Raw genomic sequence first — 18,322 nt, forward strand, 5'->3', positions numbered from 1 at the left:
ATTTAATGTTTTGGCGAAGTCGCATCAGGGTCGCACCAATTATGGTGTATAGCAAAGGCCCGCCTCTCAGATTCAATCTCAATTGGGCGTTTTCATGGAGGTGACGTGTCGACAATTCTTGTAATCGAGGATGATGTCCGGACAGCGTCCGAAATCGAAGCGGCGCTGATCGACAATGGCTGTGCTGTCAAAATAGCAGCCGATGGCCGAGCGGGGCTGCTCGAAGCCGTGACGGGCAAATATGATCCCATCGTTCTTGACCGCATGCTGCCGGGAGAACTGGATGGGCTGGGCGTCCTGTCGACCCTGAGAGCTGCAGGCATCCACACGCCGGTGCTGATCCTGAGTGCGCTTTCCGCCGTGGACGAGCGGGTCAGGGGATTGAAGGCAGGGGGCGATGACTACCTGACCAAGCCGTTCGAATTCCTGGAGTTGACGGCACGCATCGACGTGCTGGCACGGCGGCGGTCGGTTGCCATGCCGGAAACGTCGCTTCGCGCCGGTGATCTGGAAGCCGATCTCCTGACCCATACCGTGAAGCGGGCCGGAAAACTCATCGATCTCCTGCCACGAGAGTACCGGTTGCTGGAATACATGATGCGCCATGCGGGCCAGATCGTGACCCGTACAATGCTGTTTGAAGAAGTCTGGCACTATCGTTATGACGAGCCGACGAATGTCATCGACGTCCATGTCAGCAAGCTTCGCAAGAAGATCGAAGCCACCGGAGCAGCGACGGTGATCAGAACAGTCCGCGGCTCGGGATATGTGCTTGATGCGCCTGATTGAACTCGTACACACAACAAGTTTCCGGCTGGCTATCGCTTTTCTGGTTCTCTTCGCTGTCGCGTCAGGGGCGCTGTTTGCCTTTCTTTCATGGGAAACCCGCGACTTTCTGACAGACCGCACGGATGAGTGGCTGCTGCGGGAGGTCAACACCTTTTCCCCGCTTGACGATCAGGCCATCACGTCGCGATTGGCGACGCGGGAATCCGTGAACGCCGTCAAGGAACGCCCGATTTCCTTGTTCGATCCGCGCGGTGTGCTTCTTGCAGGCAGCCCGATGACTTTGCCTGCAGCGGATAAGACCAAACCAGATCCCCACAATTTCGCGACATTGAGGGCTGGCAAACGTGCGCATTTCCGCGGGGTTATGAGGTCATTGCCATCCGGCAACACACTTCTCATTGCGCAGGATGTCGGGGAGCTGCGCGAATTCAATGATGTCCTTACCAACGCCATGATCCTGGGCGCTGCCGTAACGGCAGCCCTGGGCTTGCTCGGTGCGACGTTTATCGGTGCCGGTTCCGTCAGGCAGATCCACACGATTTCAGACGCGACCCGCAACATCATGAGCGGAGATCTGACACAGCGGCTGCCCGCCTTGGGTGGCAGCGGCGATGTGCGCCGGCTGGTGAAAGTCGTCAATTCGATGCTGGATGAGATCGAGCGGCTGATGCACGAAGTGAAAGGGGTTTGTGACAATATCGCGCACGATATGCGGACCCCGCTGACGCGCATGCTGGCAGGACTTGAGCGCGCCCGCCGCAGGGCGGTGACTGCGGATGATTATGCCGAATATGTCGATGGCGCGATTGTGGAAACGCAATCAATGTTGAAGACGTTCAGCGCGCTCCTGCGTATTTCGGAGATTGAAGACGGTGCGCGCCGGGCAGGGTTTGTGCCGGTGGATATGAAAACCGTCGTATCGGATGCGGTGGACCTGTACGAGCCGCTTGCCGAGGAGCGCGGGGTCGAACTGTCAGTTGATTTCGGTACGGTTCCCCTCAGCATTCTCGGCGATCCAAGCCTGCTGTTTGAAGCCGTGGGCAATCTTGTCGACAACGCCATCAAATTCACGCCGCGTGGCGGTGCCGTCAAAGTCACCCTCGACGGACATCTGAAGCGGCCACGGCTTTCAGTGGAAGACACCGGCCCCGGCATTCCTCCACAGGAAAAGGAACTGGTGCTGCAGCGGTTTCACCGGGGTGAAAGAAGCCGCCATGAACCGGGCAACGGGCTTGGCTTGAGCCTCGTGGCGGCGATCGCGCGCCTGCATGGCATCGACTTGAGCCTTGGGGAGCAGAAAACCGGCTGCAACGTGATACTGGAGTTCAACAGCCATGAGCAGGGGCGCACGCCGGGGCAGGTTCAGCCGGCGTCATAATCCTTGATCCGGCCAAAGGTATAACCCCGGGCCTTCAGTCCTGTAATCAGCGCTTTCAGATTGTCCGCACCGTTGAACGTGTCCTGAAACATCTCGTCATGCATCAGAAGTATCAGCTTGTTGGGCTGGGCCAGTTTGCCGAAGCCGAAGAGATGGTCGATTTCACCGAGCAAATGATCGACGGTCTGGACAGGTTTGCCGCTGTTCTCATGGACCCATTCGTGGTCCCAACCGTAGAGAAAATAACCGCTCGCCGCGACAAATTCGAAGTCCGGTTCTTCACGCCGGTCTTCCGGCTTGCCAATCGATAAATCGTCCGATGACAGGTCGGGAAGGCGGAAGACGTTGCGTCCCGGCAGGCGCGCATGGATTGGGTTGCCGGTCAGCCCCAGCGACGTGTTGGCACGCGCCAGGTCGGCCAGCAACTCCTCAACGGAGGAATAGAAAAGGCGGTAGTGATTGTTCGCATGAGTGTAACTGTGGTTGCCCACCGTGATGAAGGGTATCGACTTGGCCTTTGTCACCAATGCTGCCCGCTCGCTGCTCGCGTCGGCATGCAAGCCCACCATGAACATCGTGGCCGGAACGTTTTGCGCTTGAATGACGTCCAGGATGTTCGACGTTCCCTCAAGCGGGCCATCATCGAAGGTAAGGTATATCGTTCGTTGTGCGAAAGCAGCGGACGAGAATATGCATAGGATCAGGCACAGAAATACGGTCCGCATGGGTTTCTCTGAAACGGCACAAAGTACAATGTGATTGCTTTCAGCAATTGGTACACGGATTTGTTTCATGCGGGGCGGGAGACTGTCAAGCGAGACACCGGCGCATATCAAACGAACCGTCAGAACTTGCTCGACATGTTGAAGCTGAAGTTCTGCACCTGGTCTCCATCGACTTTCAGCACGGGAATGGCGTAGTCAAACCGGAGGGGACCGAATGGCGATGCCCACATGATGCCGGCGCCAACGGAAGCGCGCCATTGCATGTCCGTGTTGGTGGCGTAGGCATTGTCACTGCCGAACAAGGTGGCGACATCGGAAAAGACAGCGCCCCTGATTCCAACGCTTTCGGGTATCAAAGGCACGGGGAATTGGGTTTCGGCGGTTGCATTGACGTAGGTCGTGCCGCCGACGAAGCTGCCGTCCGCATCGGTAACGCGGGAGTCGCGGGGGCCGATTCCGGCATAGCTGAAGCCGCGGATCATGTCGCTGCTGCTCTGGAACGTGTCAAAGACGCTCAGCCCGTTGTTGCCGAGCTCCTTGATGTAACCGCCGCCGACGCGAACCAGACCGACAATATCCTGCTGTGCCGACAGCGTCTTGTAGAAGCTGCTTTTGAAGGTGGTTTTGAGAAAGCTGGCATCGCCGCCAAGCCCGGCCGCCTCCTGTTCGAATTTCGCGTAGAGGCCGTCGTGCGGGTTTTTTCCATCATCGATGGTGTTGTAGACAAGTGACCAGCTGACCGACGACTTGATCCACGTTCCCTGACTGGCTGCATCGATATAGGCTTGTGACACCAGTGTCGGGTCAGGAACGCCGCTTGCGGTCAGGGCCGCATCGTCAATCGTTATTTTCTGCTGCGACAGGTTGTATGCCACGCCGGCGGTGAGATCCGTGCTGATCGGCAGGCCGAACCGGATCGATCCGCCCGTTGTGTCCGTCAGATATTTGTCGGTTACACCCGATTGCCGCTTGTAGATATCAAAGCCGGCTGAAATGCGCTGGCCGAGGAAATAGGGCTCGGTGAAGGACAGGGCATAGGATTGATAATTCTGGCTGTTGAAGAGCGTTGTGCCAGCCGACAGACGCAGATACTGACCGCGCCCGAGAAAGTTCTTCTCGGTAATCGAGCCTTCAACTGAGGGACCGGACTGATCCCCGCTGGTGGTGTAGCCGCCGCCGATCGAAAAATCGCCGGATGATTTCTCGACGACATCGACGATGAGCACGACCTGATCGGGCTGCGAACCGGGTGTCGTCGAGATGTTGACGCTCTGGAAAAAGTCGAGCCGCTCCAGGCGCTTCTTGGCGCGCTGGATCAGAACCTGATTGAACGCGTCGCCTTCGCTCACATCGAATTCACGGCGGATGACGTAATCCCGGGTTTTCGCGTTACCGCGGATTTCAATGCGTTCGAGATAGGCGCGCGGACCCTGGTCGATGTTGTAGACGACCGAAATCGTATGGTTCTCGAAGTTGCGGTCACCGCGAGGGTCGATCTTGGCAAAGGCATATCCTTGGCCGGCAACCTGCTCCGACAGCTTGCTGACGGAATCCTCGACTTCCCTAGCGTTGTAGGTCGTACCCTGCGCTGTGTGTACCAAACCGCCAAGTTTCGATGTATCGACACCGTCGACCGAACTCTGGATCTCGACACCGCCGAACGTGTACTTCTCGCCTTCGTCGACCGTAACGGTGATCGTATATTCATTGGTTGCCGCATCGAGATTGGCCGTCGATGAAATCACGCGGAAATCCGCATAGCCGTGCTCGTAGTAGAACCGCTGCAGGATTTCTTCATCCGCCCGCATGCGCTCTTCGCTGTAGACGTCGTTGCGCGTCAGCCAGGACAGGAAATTGGATCGGCGTGTCGTCATCAAATCGCGCAGCCGGCGCGTGTTGAAAGCGCGGTTGCCGACAAACACGATGTTGGCGATCTTGGTACGGTCGCCTTCGTTGATGTCGAAGACAACGTTGACGCGGCCGCCATCCAGATTCATGAGGCGCGAACTGACCGTCGCGTCATTGCGGCCGATATTGTGATAGGCGGCGCGGACAGCCTCGGTGTCGGCATCGAGCGTCTGCTGATCAAACGGGCTGCGCGGCTTCAGCTTTACCGCTTGGGCAAGCTGCGTATCCTTGATTTTCTTGTTGCCCTGAAAAATGACCTGATTGACAATCTGGTGTTCAGACACCGTCACAATCAGTGCACCGCCGGACTGGGTGATGCGCACATCGCTGAACAGGCCGGTATTGAACAGCCGTTTGGTTGCCGCATCGATATCGGTGCTGGAGAATGGCTTGCCCGGCGTGATGCCGAGATTGTCCTTGACCGTTTGGGCATCCACCTGGGCATTCCCGCGCACGTCGATGCGGCTGACGGTTGCCGCCTGCGCCGCCGTCGTCCCCGCGACCGCCGCAATCATCGCTACCGAATTTATCAGAACCGCTGAAATGGCGAGCGCCGACGCTGCACCAGTGAATTTTGAACTTGCCGCCATCAACTATCCAAACTCTGTCTTGTCATTCCGGGAAGGGCACTCAAAAATCGCGGCAACCGGATGCGCGCGTTGGGCTCGACATTCCCTGCGGGCGATGTCCAAAATCAGTCCGTATTGTCTCGAACTTTTGCTACGGGCGGCCGTTTTGTAATCGAACATTGCTGGTGGGCAGGCCGCACCGGAAGCAGTTCTGGCGCGGTGCAGCGAAGGTCCTATGGACGGATGGCCGCGCTCATCTTCTGGAATGCCGATTGAAACCCCTGCAGTGCGAACGGGAAATGCATGGCTTCGCCGGACCTGAGTATGATCGCGATGTCGACCTGCGTGCTGGTTTGCAGCAGCGCCAATTGCTGCTGGTTGAAACGGATATCGGCAACGCACCCCTCCGGTATGCACGACATCAGGGGAAATTGCAGGGATGCTGCGCCAATGCGGATGGTGATGCCTTCCTGCAGCAGGAAACCGGATGGCAGCATCACATGTCCGCGCACGCCGTTTTCATCAATGCCGTTGATCTGCAACAGTATTTTGCCGTCGGGTACCCGATTGTCCACAAGGGTCTGCGACAGGAAACAATCATTCCCGGCCTCCATTGCCTGGCAAAGCAGCGACCAGTTCTGGAATGTTTCCTCCTGCGACGGCGACAACAACTTGACGGTAAGCGGATCCTGCCGGCTCGCGTGGGCCTGTCTGGGTCCCGATGCCTGCCTGCGCTCGCTAAGCACCTGATCAAGCAGGGGTTTGTTGTCGACACCCGCTTGAGCGGACATTGGCAACAGTCCGGCAAGGGCGAAGACGAGGCAGGCGCCGCGTATGAATCTCGCACTGTTCCGGCATGGATGATCTGGCGTCATGGCGTTCCGCAAATCGCTTTGCGCCGCATTCGAGCGGCCCGTTTAACCTGTACGGGCAACGGCTGGACCCTGTCGGTCCAACGGTGGCCTGTCGGTCAAAAGTTGCAGGATACGATGTTGAGAATGCGTTCCGCCGGTTTCAGAAGATTTCTGGCCGTCGCGGTTTCGTTAACCAGTGTTTCCCGTGCCGCCGGCCAACCTAAGCTTGCGGACGCGTTTCGACGGTGAACAGGATGGTCTGGAGAAGGCCAGACGGTTCGCGATTGGCAATGGTGACCGTACCGCCGAAACGCTCGATGATCTCCTTGGCGATTGCCAGCCCGAGACCGGCGCCAAGCACGGTCTTGCGCCGCGAACGGTCCGCACGGAAAAATGGTTCAAACACCTTGTCCAGGAGTTCGGACGGAATTCCGGGCCCATTGTCGCTGATGGTGATCACAGCCGCTTGCTGCCGCTGTTCCATGGCGATGGCAGCACCATTGCCATGGGTTGCGCCATTGATGATGAGATTGCGCAAGGCCCGCTTCAGCGCCAGCGGGCTCGCCGCAATCGACAGCGGCACAAGGTTCTGGACATTCACCTTCATGTCCAGACCGGAAAGTTCGTCGGCTATCTCCCGCAGGGTGAGATCGAGCCGCGTGCTTGCGAATGTATCCCGGACTGTTTCCTCGCGAACAAGACTGATCGCGCTGTCGGCGATATTGCTGAGTTCTTCCAGGTCATTCAGCCATTTCTGGCGGTCGGGATCATCCGGCAGGAATTCGGCGCGCAGCCGCATGCGGGTCATCGGGGTCCGCATGTCGTGACCGGCCGCCGCAATCAGCCTCATGCGGCTTTCCGTGGCGGTTTTCAGCCTCTCCGACAGCCGGTTGATCGTCTGTGCCGTGGCGCGGACTTCCTGCGAACCGGTCTCCGGAACATGGGGCAGGGTCCCGTCGGCGCTGACCGCCGTCACCGCATTGTCCAGGAGCAGGAGCGGCTTGGTGATTTTCGATGCGGCAAAGATGGATACGGCGGTGCTGCCCAGGGTGATGAGGGTTATCCATGCCGTCAGTATCCACCACATGCGCGGTGTCATATCCGGAACATCGACAACCAGCCACATGCCCGTCCGCAGCCTGACCGAAGCGGCAAGGCCCTGCTGCCCGGCATTGCGGGTGACGATGACTGTCCGGGTAAGCCCGGCTTGGGCAAGCTCGCGCATGAACATGCCGGACAACCGCCTGTCGTCAAAGCCGGGGGCCTGCATGGGTTGTATTGCAAATTCCTGCGACGCAGCGCTGGCCGGATTTGCCTCGATCATGCGGATGACGGGACTGATCTTCTGGATGACCGGCGACAACACGGCTTCGGGCGGCGGCCCGCGCAGCACGGTCACGGCTGTCAGCGTGGCCAGAAGCACCACGGTGACAATCGCCAGAAACAGCAGAAGGGCGATCCGGTTGCGCAGGGAGTTCATGGTTCGGCGGCAGTGCGTTTGACGGGAACAGTCAATTGATAACCGCCGTTGCGCACGGTCTTGAACAAGGGATGCTGCTCGCAGTCGCCGAGTTTCTTGCGCAGGCGGCTCATCAGGACATCGATGGACCGGTCGAGCGGATCGCGGTCACGCCCCTGTGTCAGATCAAGCAGCAGGTCGCGGGACAGCAGCTTTCCCGCTCTTTCCAGGAAAACCTTCAAGAGGTCGAATTCCGCGCCGGTCAGATCGACCGCACCATCCGACGGACCGAGCACCCGGCGCAATCGCGGCTCGACGACAAAGCCGGCAAATTCGAACGTGCTGATTTCTTCCGCAGCCGGCTTGTCACCGTTTGACCGGCGCAGCACTGCCTTGATCCGGGCGGTCAGCTCACGCGGGTTGAATGGTTTGCTCATGTAATCATCGGCACCGATTTCGAGGCCGATGATCCGATCGACGTCTTCCTTGAGCGCGGTCAGCAGGATGATCGGAACCTGCTGCCTCTGGCTGCGCATGACCCGGCAGATATCGAGACCGGACCCATCAGGCAAAAGGACATCGAGCACAAGCAGGTCCGGGTTGCGCTCGGCGAAGAGCGCATCGAACTCGCGCCGGTTGGCGGCCACTGAGACACGGAAACCCTGCTCCCTCAGATAGCGCCCGAGAAGCGAACGGATTTCGGCGTCGTCATCGACGACCATGATATGGGCTGCAGTCTGCATCGCTCAACGCATTTCTAATCGCATCGCCGTTCCTAACGGTTTTTCCAAAGGCCCGGCAGAACAATTTTGTAACGAAACATTGCCGGGTATGCGCCCGTTTACGTTCGGTTACAAAAATATGGCCGCGAGCAAGTTTCCGAAATGATTGAGACGGATTTCCGACGTCCGCACGTTTCATGTTCCAGCAGCAAGACTTTCCCTGATGCGAGGTGACGAATGACACATACGGTTCTGACTGCGGGATTGGCCGCAGCGATGGTACTTGGCCTTTCAACGGGCTCGAGCGGGGCGGGCCCGATGGCTCGTCCGGACAATGTGATCCCGGATAAAGCCGTTGCCCGCATATCCTTCACCCAGCTCGCCCGGTCCATTCTCGGTGACGATGACGATTACAACGGCGAGAACGCGTGCGGCGGGGAGCCGGCAGACAAGTCCGCTGCCCCTCAGCATAATCGCGAGCGGCATGTGGGGCCGCCGAAGGATGGCGCCTTTCCCCTGGCAAGCTGGCTGTCGGCCCAGGAGACCATGGTCGGCATCCAGAGTGCGCAACTGGATGCCTGGAGACGCTATACGTCGACGCTCCTGGCGTTTGTCGATCGGTCACCATCTGGTCCCGGCACTGAATCCTCGCCGGAAAAACCAAGAGACGAACCCGGCAAGCCGCATGAAAGGCCACCATTGACGGCGGATCGCATGGCGGACCTTGCGATAGAGCGTGGTGCGAAAGCGCAAACGTTCAAGCAAGCCAGAACGGCATTGCTTGAGGTGTTGACGCCGGATCAGCAGGCGATGTTTCTCGATTCCGAGCGGAAATACCCCTGGGCGCCGCATCGTGTGCCGCCGCGGGCGCCATGAACCGTTTTCCCGGGGCAGCGCCCTATTTTCATAGGATGGTTTGCAAATGGGCGGCACAGATGGACGCTAATCTGGTTTTAACGGCTTGCAGTCTGGCGATTGCGTTTCTCAAAGCGGCGTGTGCGCCGTATGTCAGGCTGGGACTGGGTGTCGTGCGCATCCGCAGCAAGCGTGCGGATGCGGAGCTCGGCACCGGGACATCCAAAGCCAGGACGCTTTAATCTGGTCTGGTGCAGGATACTGTTTGGCGTGGTGGCAAGCGGATGACGGCAAAGCGGCGCCAGGACATAGGCGTCCCTGGCGGTCGCGTTGCAGCGTCAACCACGCCGCGCTGCCTCGATCGCCGCGACGTCGATTTTCCTCATGCCCATCATTGCATCGAACGCGCGCTTTGCTTCGCTGCCGCCAGCCACCAGCGCGTCGGTCAGCACGCGCGGCGTAATCTGCCAGGAAATCCCCCACTTGTCTTTGCACCAGCCGCAGGCGCTTTCCTCGCCGCCATTGCCAACGATGGCATTCCAGTAGCGATCGGTCTCCTCCTGATCGTCGGTGGCGATCTGGAACGAGAAGGCTTCGTTATGCTTGAACACAGGGCCCCCGTTGAGACCGAGACAAGGAATGCCGGCAACCGTGAAATCGACCGTCAACACGTCACCCTGTTTGCCGGATGGGTAGTCGCTGGGTGAACGAAACACGGCACGCACCGCGCTGTCAGGAAAGACCCCGGCGTAGAAGCGGGCGGCTTCCTCGGCATCCTTATCGAACCAGAGACAAATCGTATTCTTTGCCATTGCGTGATCCTTTCGCTGTGGAACTAAGTTTTCCGTCTTGTTTGAGCCTTCCATGCGCATAAAAGAGAAGCAGATTTCGCAACGCGGAGCCAAGGGCGCGAATAAAATGACCAATGAAGCTTTAGAGACCGCGTTGCAATCAGCCGGTTTAATCGAAAATCTGAGCTTCAATGGCGATGACGTGAGTGAATATCACATCGTAGAAGCGCAATTCCGCAATTGTCACTTCAAGAATTGCAATTTCGACCTGAGTAAAATCCATTCGTCCGAATTTATCAATTGCCGTTTTGTTCATTGTTCATTTCGCGAGGCCGAATTTCAAAACTGTTCATTCTACGATGAGGTCAAACAAACAGGATCCCAATGGTCGTTTTGCAATCTGACCGAGGCCAAATTTTCACGCAGCAATTTAAGCCTGAACAAACTCGATAAATGCGATGCATATCTCCTCGAGTGCATGGAATGCGCAGCCAGCGGCATGTCATTGGAAATTGGGGTCCATCGAGAGGTCGGCAAACGGATACTGACCGGGGGCGTGCGCTTTTCCGATTGCAAAATGCAATATGCGGTTTTTGTACCTGGAAACTACGAGGAGAGCAGGTTTGAACATTGCGATCTCCGCGATGTCTCCCTCGCTGGAAGCAATCTGACCCGAACAAGTTTTATCGGTTCCAGCATCAACAATATCGATCTGTCGGGGGCCACGCTCGACAATGCGGTTCTCGCAAATGCAACTTTTGATGAGATCGACCTCGCGTCGATGTTTTCCTACAAGGCAATGGTGGTGAGCCGCGACCAGCACGAGAATATTCTGGTGTCGATTGGCATCCTGACGCTCAACTGACACCGGGATTGCCGCTTCCTCGGGAAACCGGCCCCCATGTCAGCACTGTCATCTCGTGTGTTGGGCTTGTCGTCCCTGTCACTGCGGCTTGTTGCCGGCACCCTGGCGGCTCTTCACGTGATCGATGAAAGCGCGCAGTTTCGGCAGCATTTGATGACGGCTGGGATAGTAGAGATAGACACCCGGCATCATCGGCGCGAACTGTTCGAGCACCCCGATGAGTTTGCCGGCTTTCACCGCGCTGGAGGCGACGGGCCCGGGCACCTGCGCGAGCCCCAATCCTTCCACCGCCGCACCGAGCACCGTTGGCATGTCGTTGGCGATAAAAGGTCCGGAAACCATGACGTCGACCGGCTCGTTGCCGCTGACAAAGGACCAGGGAGCGATCGAACCGTTCGAGCGGCGCATGCGTATGCAGGCCTGATGGCGCAGATCGTCGATGCGCTCCGGCCGTCCCCGCCGGTACAGATAGTCGGGGCTGCCGACCACGGCCAGCGGGAGCGATGGCGTCAGCTGCACCGCGATCATATCGGCCTGGATGAACTGGCCGAGCCGGATGCCGGCGTCGAATCCCTCCGCAGCGATGTCGACCAGCTCCGCGCCCGTGGCGATCTCCACCTCGACATCGGGATAGGCTTGGCAGAAGGAAGCAATCAGCGGCTCCAGCAGGATCGGCACCACGGCCCGGGGGGCCGCAAGCCGCAGCAATCCGGCCGGCCGCCGCCCAAGGTCGCGTGCAATCTCGCTTGCCGCGACAAGCTCCTCGAAGGCCGGTTTTGCGCGCGAAAGGAACCGTTCGCCGACTTCGGTCAAGCCGACACTGCGCGTCGTGCGGATGAAGAGTGCTGCGCCAAGACGCGACTCAAGCGTGCGTACCGCCTGGCTGATCGCAGACGGCGTCACCGCAAGATCCGCAGCCGCCTTGCGGAAATTGCGGTGCTGCGCGACGCTCAGGAACGCCTCGACGCCGTCGAGTGCGCCCTGCCTGACTGTGAAGTTCTGTTTCATAACCCATCAACATTATCGCGAATAGTCGATCGCGGGAAGCAGTCCTATACCGGTATGCAAGTCAGGGCATCACGCAGCGGCCGGTCATGGCCGCCATGTCACCTGACATCCGGCAGAATGGATAGGAACCCAAAATGTCCCCGGCATTCATCTTCAATGTGCATCTGGTTCTCGGTTACATCCCGTGGCTGCTTTGCTTTGGCGCATATGTCTGGCCCAGGCTCAAGTCCATGGACCAGGCCGAGGCGCAACGCGCCATCGCCACGCTGCACAGTTTTCGCTTCTTCGGTCTCGTCTTCATGATTCCGGGCGTTGTTGGCCCCAATCTGCCCTCCGACTTCGCAACAGTCGCCGCCTATGGCGACTTTGCCACCGGCCTGTTGGCCATGCTGGCTCTTCTCAGCGTCAGGACGCGCCCGCTTTTCCAGCTGTTTGTCGTTGCATTCAATCTGGTGGGGGCGGCCGACATCCTCATTGACTATTATCACGGCATCCAGCTCGGTCTTCCCGCGCTCGCGGGGCAGTTGGCCGGCGCGTACTGGATTCCGATCATCTATGTCCCCCTGCTGATGATCACACACGTCGCCGCACTGTATTTGCTGATGCGTTCTCAGCTCAACGTCGTTGGATATCCTGAGCCCCGCACTTGACCATATCCCCCCAGGGGGGATATGGATGCCTGATGAACATCGATCAAAAGCATTCCCACCACAGAGAAATAGCTCTTCGCCTGAAGCGGGCGGATGGCCATTTGAAGAAGGTCATCGAGATGATCGAGACGGGCCGAGCCTGTGTCGACATCGCCCAGCAGTTGCATGCTGTCGAAAGGGCCATCAGCCAGGCCAAAAAGACACTGATTCAGGACCACATCGATCATTGTCTGGAAGATGCCGTCAGTTCGATTTCGGCTGAACAGCGCGGTTCGATTGATGAGTTCAAGACCATCACCAAATATCTGTAAGGCGTGATCGACGATGCTTTTCGTTCTCTATAACCGGACATACCGCCATTTGTTCGCGGCACAGGTCATTGCCCTTATCGGTACGGGGCTGGCGACGGTTGCCCTCGGACTACTCGCTTATGACCTTGCTGGAAAAGACGCGGGCGCCGTTCTTGGTACCGCCCTGGCCATCAAGATGATTGCCTATGTGGGGGTTGCGCCGATTGCTGCCGCGTTTGCCGAGCGGTTGCCAAGACGTGCCATGCTTGTCAGTCTTGACCTGGTCCGCGCCGCCGTTGCGATAGCCTTGCCGTTTGTCAGCGAGATTTGGCAGGTCTATGTGCTGATTTTCGTGCTTCAGTCGGCATCGGCCGCCTTCACGCCGACATTTCAGGCAACGATCCCCGATGTTCTGCCCGAAGAGAAGGACTACACACGGGCACTCTCGCTGTCGCGGCTCGCCTATGACATGGAAAGTCTTGTCAGTCCGATGCTGGCGGCGGCGCTTCTGACGGTCATCAGTTTCCATAGCCTGTTTGCCGGCACGGTTATCGGGTTTCTGTTTTCGGCTGCACTTGTTGTCTCCGTCACGCTGCCCAGCCCGAAACCATCCGAACGGCGTGGCATCTATGACCGTACAACACGCGGGATGCGCATTTACCTGGCAACACCACGCTTGCGTGGACTGCTCGCCATTAATCTGGGTGTTGCTGCTGCCGGGGCGATGGTCACTGTCAACACAGTCGTCATCATCCAATCCGAGTTTGGTCTGACACAGCGGTCGACTGCACTGGCGCTTGCAGCCTTTGGCGGTGGTTCCATGCTTGCCGCGCTTCTTCTGCCTCGTCTGCTTGAGACAGTTGCGGATCGCAGGGCGATGCTGGCAGGTGTTGTCTTCTTGTTCGCCGGCCTGCTTGCCGGTGTGGTGACGCCATCATTTGTGCCACTATTGGTGTTGTGGTTTTTGCTCGGTCTTGGCTATTCGGTTGCGCAGACACCATCGGGCCGCCTGCTCAGGCGCTCCGCACACGCCGAAGACAGGCCGGCACTGTTTGCAGCGCAGTTTGCCCTTTCCCACGCGTGCTGGTTGATCACTTATCCCCTGGCAGGATGGCTTGGAGCGGAATTCGGGCTTTCGTTCACGTTCGTCGTACTGGCAGGCGTCGCTGGCTTCTCTCTCCTGTTAGCCGCCCTGGTTTGGCCTGCGGGCGATCCCGATGTCGTTGAGCACAGTCATGCTGGTCTTGCGCATGATCATCCGCACTGGGAGGAGGGAACCGGCAGAAGGGGTTCCAAACATGCACATGCCTTTGTTATTGACCGCTATCATGACGTGTGGCCGCGTGATTTCTGAACTTGCCACGGAGTACATATCCCCGAAACATATGTCCGCTCGGTTATGCTTGACATAATTCCGGTTCGTGCCAATTTAATGTGCATGGGGATTGCGATCTCCCCACGAGGCGTCAGCCCAAGTATCGCGTCCAATAAACCCGATTTGACGGAAGGACGCGACATGTCTTCGACCACAACTATTACACACGATAAATTGGCACGGCTGATCGGAACACCCGGCAGCCCGGTTCTCATTGACGTGCGGATCGATGAGGACTTTGACCTTGACCCGCGATTGATCCCCGGCGCGCGCCGGCGATCCCATGGGAACGTCGGCACCTGGGCAAATGAGCTTGAGGGCAAACGGTCAATCATCATCTGCCAGCAGGGCAAGAAACTGAGCGAGGGCACCGCCGCCCTGTTGCGGTATCATGGTGTCGCCGCGGAAAATCTGGTCGGCGGCCATGAAGCCTGGAGCAATGCCGGGCTTCCTCTCGTTCCCGTGGCAAAATTGCCTGCTCTCGACCCGAAGGGACGGACGGCATGGGTGACACGGGCACGGCCGAAGGTGGACAGGATTGCCTGTCCTTGGCTGATCCGGCGTTTCGTTGATCCGGATGCAGTCTTCCTGTTTGTCACGCCCGCGGAAGTGGAAGCGGTTGCCGACCGATTCAACGCGGCACCCTTCGACATCGAGAATGTCTTCTGGAGCCATCGTGGCGCGCTGTGCACCTTCGATGTCATGCTCGAAGAATTCGGATTGAACGCCGAGCCGCTGTCGCGGCTGGCGGCCATTGTGCGGGGTGCCGATACGGCCCGTCCCGATCTTGCACCGGAAGCACCGGGGCTGCTGGCAGCATCACTTGGTCTGTCGCGCATGTACTCCGACGATCTGGAGCAGCTTGAAGCCGGCATGATACTCTACGACGCGTTTTACCGATGGTGCCGGGATGCCACCGACGAAACACATAACTGGCCCAACAGAAGGCCGGGAGCGTGAGATGGTGCAGTTTGTCGGCGCTGAAAGGGAGGTTGCTTCGGCAACCTCCGGGAACCACGATATTTCCTTTGCTGAAGCTGTCCGTGTCTGGGTGCGTATTGCCGCATTGAGCTTTGGCGGGCCAGCCGGGCAGATAGCGGTGATGCACCGCATCCTTGTCGATGAGAAACGATGGATCGGCGAGGGCCGGTTTCTGCATGCGCTCAATTATTGCATGCTGTTGCCCGGGCCTGAAGCCCATCAGCTTGCCATCTACATCGGATGGCTTCTGCACAAGACCAGGGGCGGCCTTGTCGCAGGCATTCTATTTGTGCTGCCGGGTTTCCTGTCGATACTTGCCCTGAGCTACATCTATGTCATCTTTGGCAATGTCGGTGTCATCGAGGGATTGTTCTTCGGCCTGAAGGCAGCTGTCCTGGCCGTCGTGTTGCAGGCGGTCGCAAGGATCGGCACGCGAGCGCTCAAGAATAGGGTGATGGTGCTTATTGCCGTCGCGGCGTTCTTGGCAATATTTGCATTCCGTGTGCCGTTCCCGCTCATCATTCTGACCGCTGCAATCATTGGATATTTCGGCGGTCGTGCAGGATCGCCGTTGTTTCAGGTGGGGGGCGGACATGGACGTTCGGGTCCCGGACTTGCGGATCGGGATTCTGCCCTTGGCGAGGAGACGCCGGCCCACGCGCGTCCAAACCTTCTCTGGTCGTTGAAGATATCGGCCGCCTTCCTGCTCCTGTGGCTCATCCCTGTTGCAGCCCTTCTACTGATCCTCGGGCCGGACAATGTGTTCAGCCAGATCGGTATCTTTTTCAGCAAGATGGCGATGGTGACCTTCGGCGGCGCTTATGCGGTGCTGTCCTATGTGGCGCAGGAAGCTGTTCAGAATTACGGCTGGCTCAAGCCGGGCGAAATGCTCGACGGCCTTGGTATGGCTGAAACCACGCCGGGGCCTTTAATACAGGTTGTGCAATTTGTCGGTTTCATCGGCGCATTTCGTGATCCGGGCGTGCTGTCTCCGCTGACCGCTGCCACACTGGCGTCGATCCTGACGACCTGGGTGACCTTTGTTCCGTGCTTTCTCTGGATATTTCTTGGAGCCCCCTTCATCGAAGGCTTGCGCAACAACAAAGCGCTGACGGGAGCCATGTCAGCAATCACGGCGGCAGTTGTTGGTGTGATCATGAACCTGGCAATCTGGTTTGCGCTTCACCTTCTGTTCAGCGAAATCATCCACTGGCAGGCATATGGCATCAATCTGGATGTTCCGGTGGCGCATTCAATCAATGTGCCATCGTTGCTGCTAACGCTTGCTTCCGTCGTTGCCATCTTCCGCCTCAAGCTTGGAATGATCCCGACGCTTTTGATTTCGTCAGCGGCGGGGATTGGGTGGTATTTTGCCACCAAATACTGAAAGGTCTCCTTGTTAGAGGAAGTCAAATCGGCTTAACTGCTTTATCGATCATCGACCGGCTTGAGCCAGGGAACTGGCGGGAGTGTATCGCTTGCTGTTTTGGCTGGGCCAGAAATACCAGCACTTGAGCCATGAAGGCGGCTGCGCCTGCCACAGCCTGCGAGCTCAGCAGCTATTTGCACGCGTCGACAAGGGACTGTCGCGCCGCTCCATTCTGAAAGGTGTCGCAGCGAGCCTTGCCGCTCCTGTGCTTGGAATGGCCAGCCCTGGCTTCGCGCAGAGTCCGGCCAAACCGATCCTGCTCAGCAATGTGAATATTTTCGACGGGACAAGCGGCAAGCTTGCCCAAGGTCAAAGCGTTCTGGTCGAAGGTAAATTCATCAAGGCTCTGGTCACGTCCGCAGACACGGTTGCCGATGCCGACGTCGTTGACTGCGGCGGACGGACGCTGATGCCAGGCATGATCGACGCGCACTGGCATTCCATCCTGGCGGGCATTTCACAGATTGCGGCAATGACCGCCGATATCCCCTACGTCCACCTTGTCGCCGCACAAGAGGCAGAGCGCACGGTGCTGCGTGGCTTCACCACGGTCCGCGACGTGGGCGGTCCTTCATTCGCCCTGAAACGCGCCATCGACGAGGGACGCATTGCGGGACCGCGTATCTATCCTTCCGGCGCCATGATCTCGCAGACGTCCGGACACGGCGACTTTCGCATGCGCACGGATCTGCCGCGAACGGCGCAAAGCGATCTCAGCGTGGCCGAGCAGGCGGGCATTTCGGCTATCGCCGACGGAGAAGCGGAAGTGCTGCGCCGGGTACGCGAGCAACTCATGCTGGGCGCCAGCCAGATCAAGATCATGGGCGGCGGCGGCGTCGCGTCTGCCTACGACCCGATTGATGCGCTCCAATATACCGAAGCCGAGATGAAGGCGGCAGTGTCTGCGGCGACGGACTGGGGCACCTATGTGTGCATCCACGCTTACACGTCCGCCGCCGTTCAGCGCGCCCTCGCATGCGGCGTCAAATCCATCGAGCATGGCCAACTTGCCGACGAGGACACCGTCAGGCGCATTGCGGATGCGGGCGCATGGTGGAGCATCCAGCCCTTTCTTGCCGATGAGGATGCCAACACCTACGCGTCGCCCGAACAGCGCGCGCAGCAGCAAAAGATCGCAGACGGAACGGCCCGGGCGGTCGAACTGGGACGCAAGCACGACGTACGGATGGCGCTTGGCACCGACATATTGTTCAACCCGAAGGGCACCGCCACGCAGGGCAAGCAGCTCGCCAAGTTCGCCCGGTGGTATGATAACGCCGAGGTGTTGCGGCTTCTGACCAGCGGCAACGCCGAGCTCGCAGGTCTTTCCGGACCGCGCAATCCCTATCCGGGAAAGCTCGGCCGGATCGAGCCTGGTGCCTATGCCGATATTCTGGTGGTCAACGGCGATCCGCTCAAAGACATCTCCTTGATCGCCGATCCTGAGCGGACGATGCAGCTCATCATGAAGGAGGGGCGCATCCACAAGAATACACTGTAAGCGTGAAGGGGGCCTTGAATAGATTTGCCGTTGCCGTTTTATCAATGTGTGGGGGCGTTTCTGGCACATCTCCAACAATGTGACACTCACCATAGGCCTTGGCAGGCTACAAAGTGCTTGATATCGATTACGAGCGTGGCGGCCATGTCCATGATACGCGGTTGTCCGGGCCA

At 58.6% G+C, this 18,322-nt stretch carries 18 protein-coding genes; 11 read left to right on the plus strand and 7 right to left on the minus strand.

All coding sequences use genetic code 11. The annotated features are described in order from the left end of the window. Positions 1 to 105: 105 nt before the first annotated feature. Positions 106 to 789: a response regulator transcription factor gene (locus tag RDL77_RS12950; protein WP_288193183.1), complete on the plus strand. Its 684-nt coding sequence runs from the start codon at positions 106 to 108 to the stop codon at positions 787 to 789. After that, positions 776 to 2,167 (plus strand): HAMP domain-containing sensor histidine kinase, encoded by a 1,392-nt coding sequence (locus tag RDL77_RS12955; RefSeq protein WP_288193185.1) that lies wholly within the window; start codon positions 776 to 778, stop codon positions 2,165 to 2,167. The genes RDL77_RS12950 and RDL77_RS12955 overlap by 14 nt, the downstream gene beginning before the upstream one ends. Here the strand turns inward: RDL77_RS12955 and RDL77_RS12960 are convergent. The 5 genes from RDL77_RS12960 to RDL77_RS12980 all read right to left on the minus strand — a co-directional run bounded on the left by RDL77_RS12960 (position 2,152) and on the right by RDL77_RS12980 (position 8,425). Next, a complete protein-coding gene (locus RDL77_RS12960; RefSeq protein WP_223613053.1) occupies positions 2,152 to 2,892 on the minus strand; it encodes a polysaccharide deacetylase family protein in 741 nt (246 codons plus the stop codon). The genes RDL77_RS12955 and RDL77_RS12960 overlap by 16 nt on opposite strands. Before the next feature lie 119 nt (positions 2,893 to 3,011). Beyond that, entirely contained in the window at positions 3,012 to 5,390 is a 2,379-nt protein-coding gene (bamA, locus tag RDL77_RS12965; protein ID WP_288193186.1) for an outer membrane protein assembly factor BamA, read from the minus strand. 212 nt (positions 5,391 to 5,602) lie between these two features. Beyond that, entirely contained in the window at positions 5,603 to 6,160 is a 558-nt protein-coding gene (locus RDL77_RS12970) for an invasion associated locus B family protein (RefSeq protein WP_288193187.1), read from the minus strand. A 283-nt stretch (positions 6,161 to 6,443) separates the two neighbouring features. Next, the gene (locus tag RDL77_RS12975) at positions 6,444 to 7,703 is read right to left on the minus strand and encodes an ATP-binding protein (protein WP_288193188.1); all 1,260 of its coding nucleotides are present in this window, start codon (positions 7,701 to 7,703) and stop codon (positions 6,444 to 6,446) included. Then, positions 7,700 to 8,425: a response regulator gene (locus RDL77_RS12980; RefSeq protein WP_288193189.1), complete on the minus strand. Its 726-nt coding sequence runs from the start codon at positions 8,423 to 8,425 to the stop codon at positions 7,700 to 7,702. Before RDL77_RS12980 ends, RDL77_RS12975 begins: the two co-directional genes overlap by 4 nt. A 216-nt stretch (positions 8,426 to 8,641) precedes the next feature. Here RDL77_RS12980 and RDL77_RS12985 point away from each other — a divergent pair, with 216 nt between their 5' ends. Both RDL77_RS12985 and RDL77_RS12990 read left to right on the plus strand, forming a co-directional pair. Continuing rightward, on the plus strand, positions 8,642 to 9,280 hold the full coding sequence (locus RDL77_RS12985) for a hypothetical protein (protein WP_288193190.1): 639 nt from the start codon (positions 8,642 to 8,644) through the stop codon (positions 9,278 to 9,280). Positions 9,281 to 9,339: 59 nt separating this feature from the next. After that, complete coding sequence (locus tag RDL77_RS12990) at positions 9,340 to 9,501, plus strand: hypothetical protein (RefSeq protein WP_288193191.1); 162 nt, start codon at positions 9,340 to 9,342, stop codon at positions 9,499 to 9,501. Between the two features lie 96 nt (positions 9,502 to 9,597). Here RDL77_RS12990 and RDL77_RS12995 read toward each other — a convergent pair whose 3' ends face one another. Beyond that, a complete protein-coding gene (locus tag RDL77_RS12995; protein ID WP_288193193.1) occupies positions 9,598 to 10,071 on the minus strand; it encodes a VOC family protein in 474 nt (157 codons plus the stop codon). Positions 10,072 to 10,123: 52 nt separating this feature from the next. On the opposite strand from RDL77_RS12995, the gene RDL77_RS13000 reads away from it, so the two are divergent. Next, positions 10,124 to 10,915, plus strand: a complete 792-nt coding sequence (locus tag RDL77_RS13000; RefSeq protein WP_288193194.1) for a pentapeptide repeat-containing protein — start codon at positions 10,124 to 10,126, stop codon at positions 10,913 to 10,915. A gap of 78 nt (positions 10,916 to 10,993) precedes the next feature. Here RDL77_RS13000 and RDL77_RS13005 read toward each other — a convergent pair whose 3' ends face one another. Continuing rightward, on the minus strand, positions 10,994 to 11,923 hold the full coding sequence (locus RDL77_RS13005; RefSeq protein WP_288193195.1) for a LysR family transcriptional regulator: 930 nt from the start codon (positions 11,921 to 11,923) through the stop codon (positions 10,994 to 10,996). 134 nt (positions 11,924 to 12,057) lie between these two features. On the opposite strand from RDL77_RS13005, the gene RDL77_RS13010 reads away from it, so the two are divergent. From RDL77_RS13010 to RDL77_RS13035, 6 genes are all read left to right on the plus strand, one after another. Then, positions 12,058 to 12,573, plus strand: a complete 516-nt coding sequence (locus tag RDL77_RS13010) for a hypothetical protein (RefSeq protein WP_223613063.1) — start codon at positions 12,058 to 12,060, stop codon at positions 12,571 to 12,573. Positions 12,574 to 12,605: 32 nt separating this feature from the next. After that, positions 12,606 to 12,884: a metal-sensing transcriptional repressor gene (locus tag RDL77_RS13015; protein ID WP_223613064.1), complete on the plus strand. Its 279-nt coding sequence runs from the start codon at positions 12,606 to 12,608 to the stop codon at positions 12,882 to 12,884. A gap of 13 nt (positions 12,885 to 12,897) precedes the next feature. Then, complete coding sequence (locus tag RDL77_RS13020) at positions 12,898 to 14,217, plus strand: MFS transporter (protein ID WP_288193196.1); 1,320 nt, start codon at positions 12,898 to 12,900, stop codon at positions 14,215 to 14,217. A 162-nt stretch (positions 14,218 to 14,379) separates the two neighbouring features. Continuing rightward, the gene (locus RDL77_RS13025; RefSeq protein ID WP_288193198.1) at positions 14,380 to 15,198 is read left to right on the plus strand and encodes a sulfurtransferase/chromate resistance protein; all 819 of its coding nucleotides are present in this window, start codon (positions 14,380 to 14,382) and stop codon (positions 15,196 to 15,198) included. 1 nt (position 15,199) lies between these two features. Next, a complete protein-coding gene (chrA, locus tag RDL77_RS13030; RefSeq protein WP_288193199.1) occupies positions 15,200 to 16,606 on the plus strand; it encodes a chromate efflux transporter in 1,407 nt (468 codons plus the stop codon). Positions 16,607 to 16,697: 91 nt separating this feature from the next. After that, positions 16,698 to 18,149, plus strand: a complete 1,452-nt coding sequence (locus RDL77_RS13035; protein WP_308526401.1) for an amidohydrolase family protein — start codon at positions 16,698 to 16,700, stop codon at positions 18,147 to 18,149. Positions 18,150 to 18,322: the final 173 nt, after the last annotated feature.

This window comes from uncultured Phyllobacterium sp. (assembly GCF_902479695.1).
Lineage (GTDB): Bacteria > Pseudomonadota > Alphaproteobacteria > Rhizobiales > Rhizobiaceae > Phyllobacterium > Phyllobacterium calauticae.

Bases quoted from the DNA above. Each gene is read 5' to 3' on its own strand.
- RDL77_RS12955 (WP_288193185.1), top strand. From the start codon at position 776: ATGCGCCTGATTGAACTCGTACACACAACAAGTTTCCGGCTGGCTATC.
- RDL77_RS12960 (WP_223613053.1), bottom strand. From the start codon at position 2,892: ATGCGGACCGTATTTCTGTGCCTGATCCTATGCATATTCTCGTCCGCT.
- bamA (WP_288193186.1), bottom strand. From the start codon at position 5,390: ATGGCGGCAAGTTCAAAATTCACTGGTGCAGCGTCGGCGCTCGCCATT.
- RDL77_RS12970 (WP_288193187.1), bottom strand. From the start codon at position 6,160: ATGTCCGCTCAAGCGGGTGTCGACAACAAACCCCTGCTTGATCAGGTG.
- RDL77_RS12975 (WP_288193188.1), bottom strand. From the start codon at position 7,703: ATGAACTCCCTGCGCAACCGGATCGCCCTTCTGCTGTTTCTGGCGATT.
- RDL77_RS12980 (WP_288193189.1), bottom strand. From the start codon at position 8,425: ATGCAGACTGCAGCCCATATCATGGTCGTCGATGACGACGCCGAAATC.
- RDL77_RS12985 (WP_288193190.1), top strand. From the start codon at position 8,642: ATGACACATACGGTTCTGACTGCGGGATTGGCCGCAGCGATGGTACTT.
- RDL77_RS12990 (WP_288193191.1), top strand. From the start codon at position 9,340: ATGGACGCTAATCTGGTTTTAACGGCTTGCAGTCTGGCGATTGCGTTT.
- RDL77_RS12995 (WP_288193193.1), bottom strand. From the start codon at position 10,071: ATGGCAAAGAATACGATTTGTCTCTGGTTCGATAAGGATGCCGAGGAA.
- RDL77_RS13000 (WP_288193194.1), top strand. From the start codon at position 10,124: ATGCGCATAAAAGAGAAGCAGATTTCGCAACGCGGAGCCAAGGGCGCG.
- RDL77_RS13005 (WP_288193195.1), bottom strand. From the start codon at position 11,923: ATGAAACAGAACTTCACAGTCAGGCAGGGCGCACTCGACGGCGTCGAG.
- RDL77_RS13010 (WP_223613063.1), top strand. From the start codon at position 12,058: ATGTCCCCGGCATTCATCTTCAATGTGCATCTGGTTCTCGGTTACATC.
- RDL77_RS13015 (WP_223613064.1), top strand. From the start codon at position 12,606: ATGAACATCGATCAAAAGCATTCCCACCACAGAGAAATAGCTCTTCGC.
- RDL77_RS13020 (WP_288193196.1), top strand. From the start codon at position 12,898: ATGCTTTTCGTTCTCTATAACCGGACATACCGCCATTTGTTCGCGGCA.
- RDL77_RS13025 (WP_288193198.1), top strand. From the start codon at position 14,380: ATGTCTTCGACCACAACTATTACACACGATAAATTGGCACGGCTGATC.
- chrA (WP_288193199.1), top strand. From the start codon at position 15,200: ATGGTGCAGTTTGTCGGCGCTGAAAGGGAGGTTGCTTCGGCAACCTCC.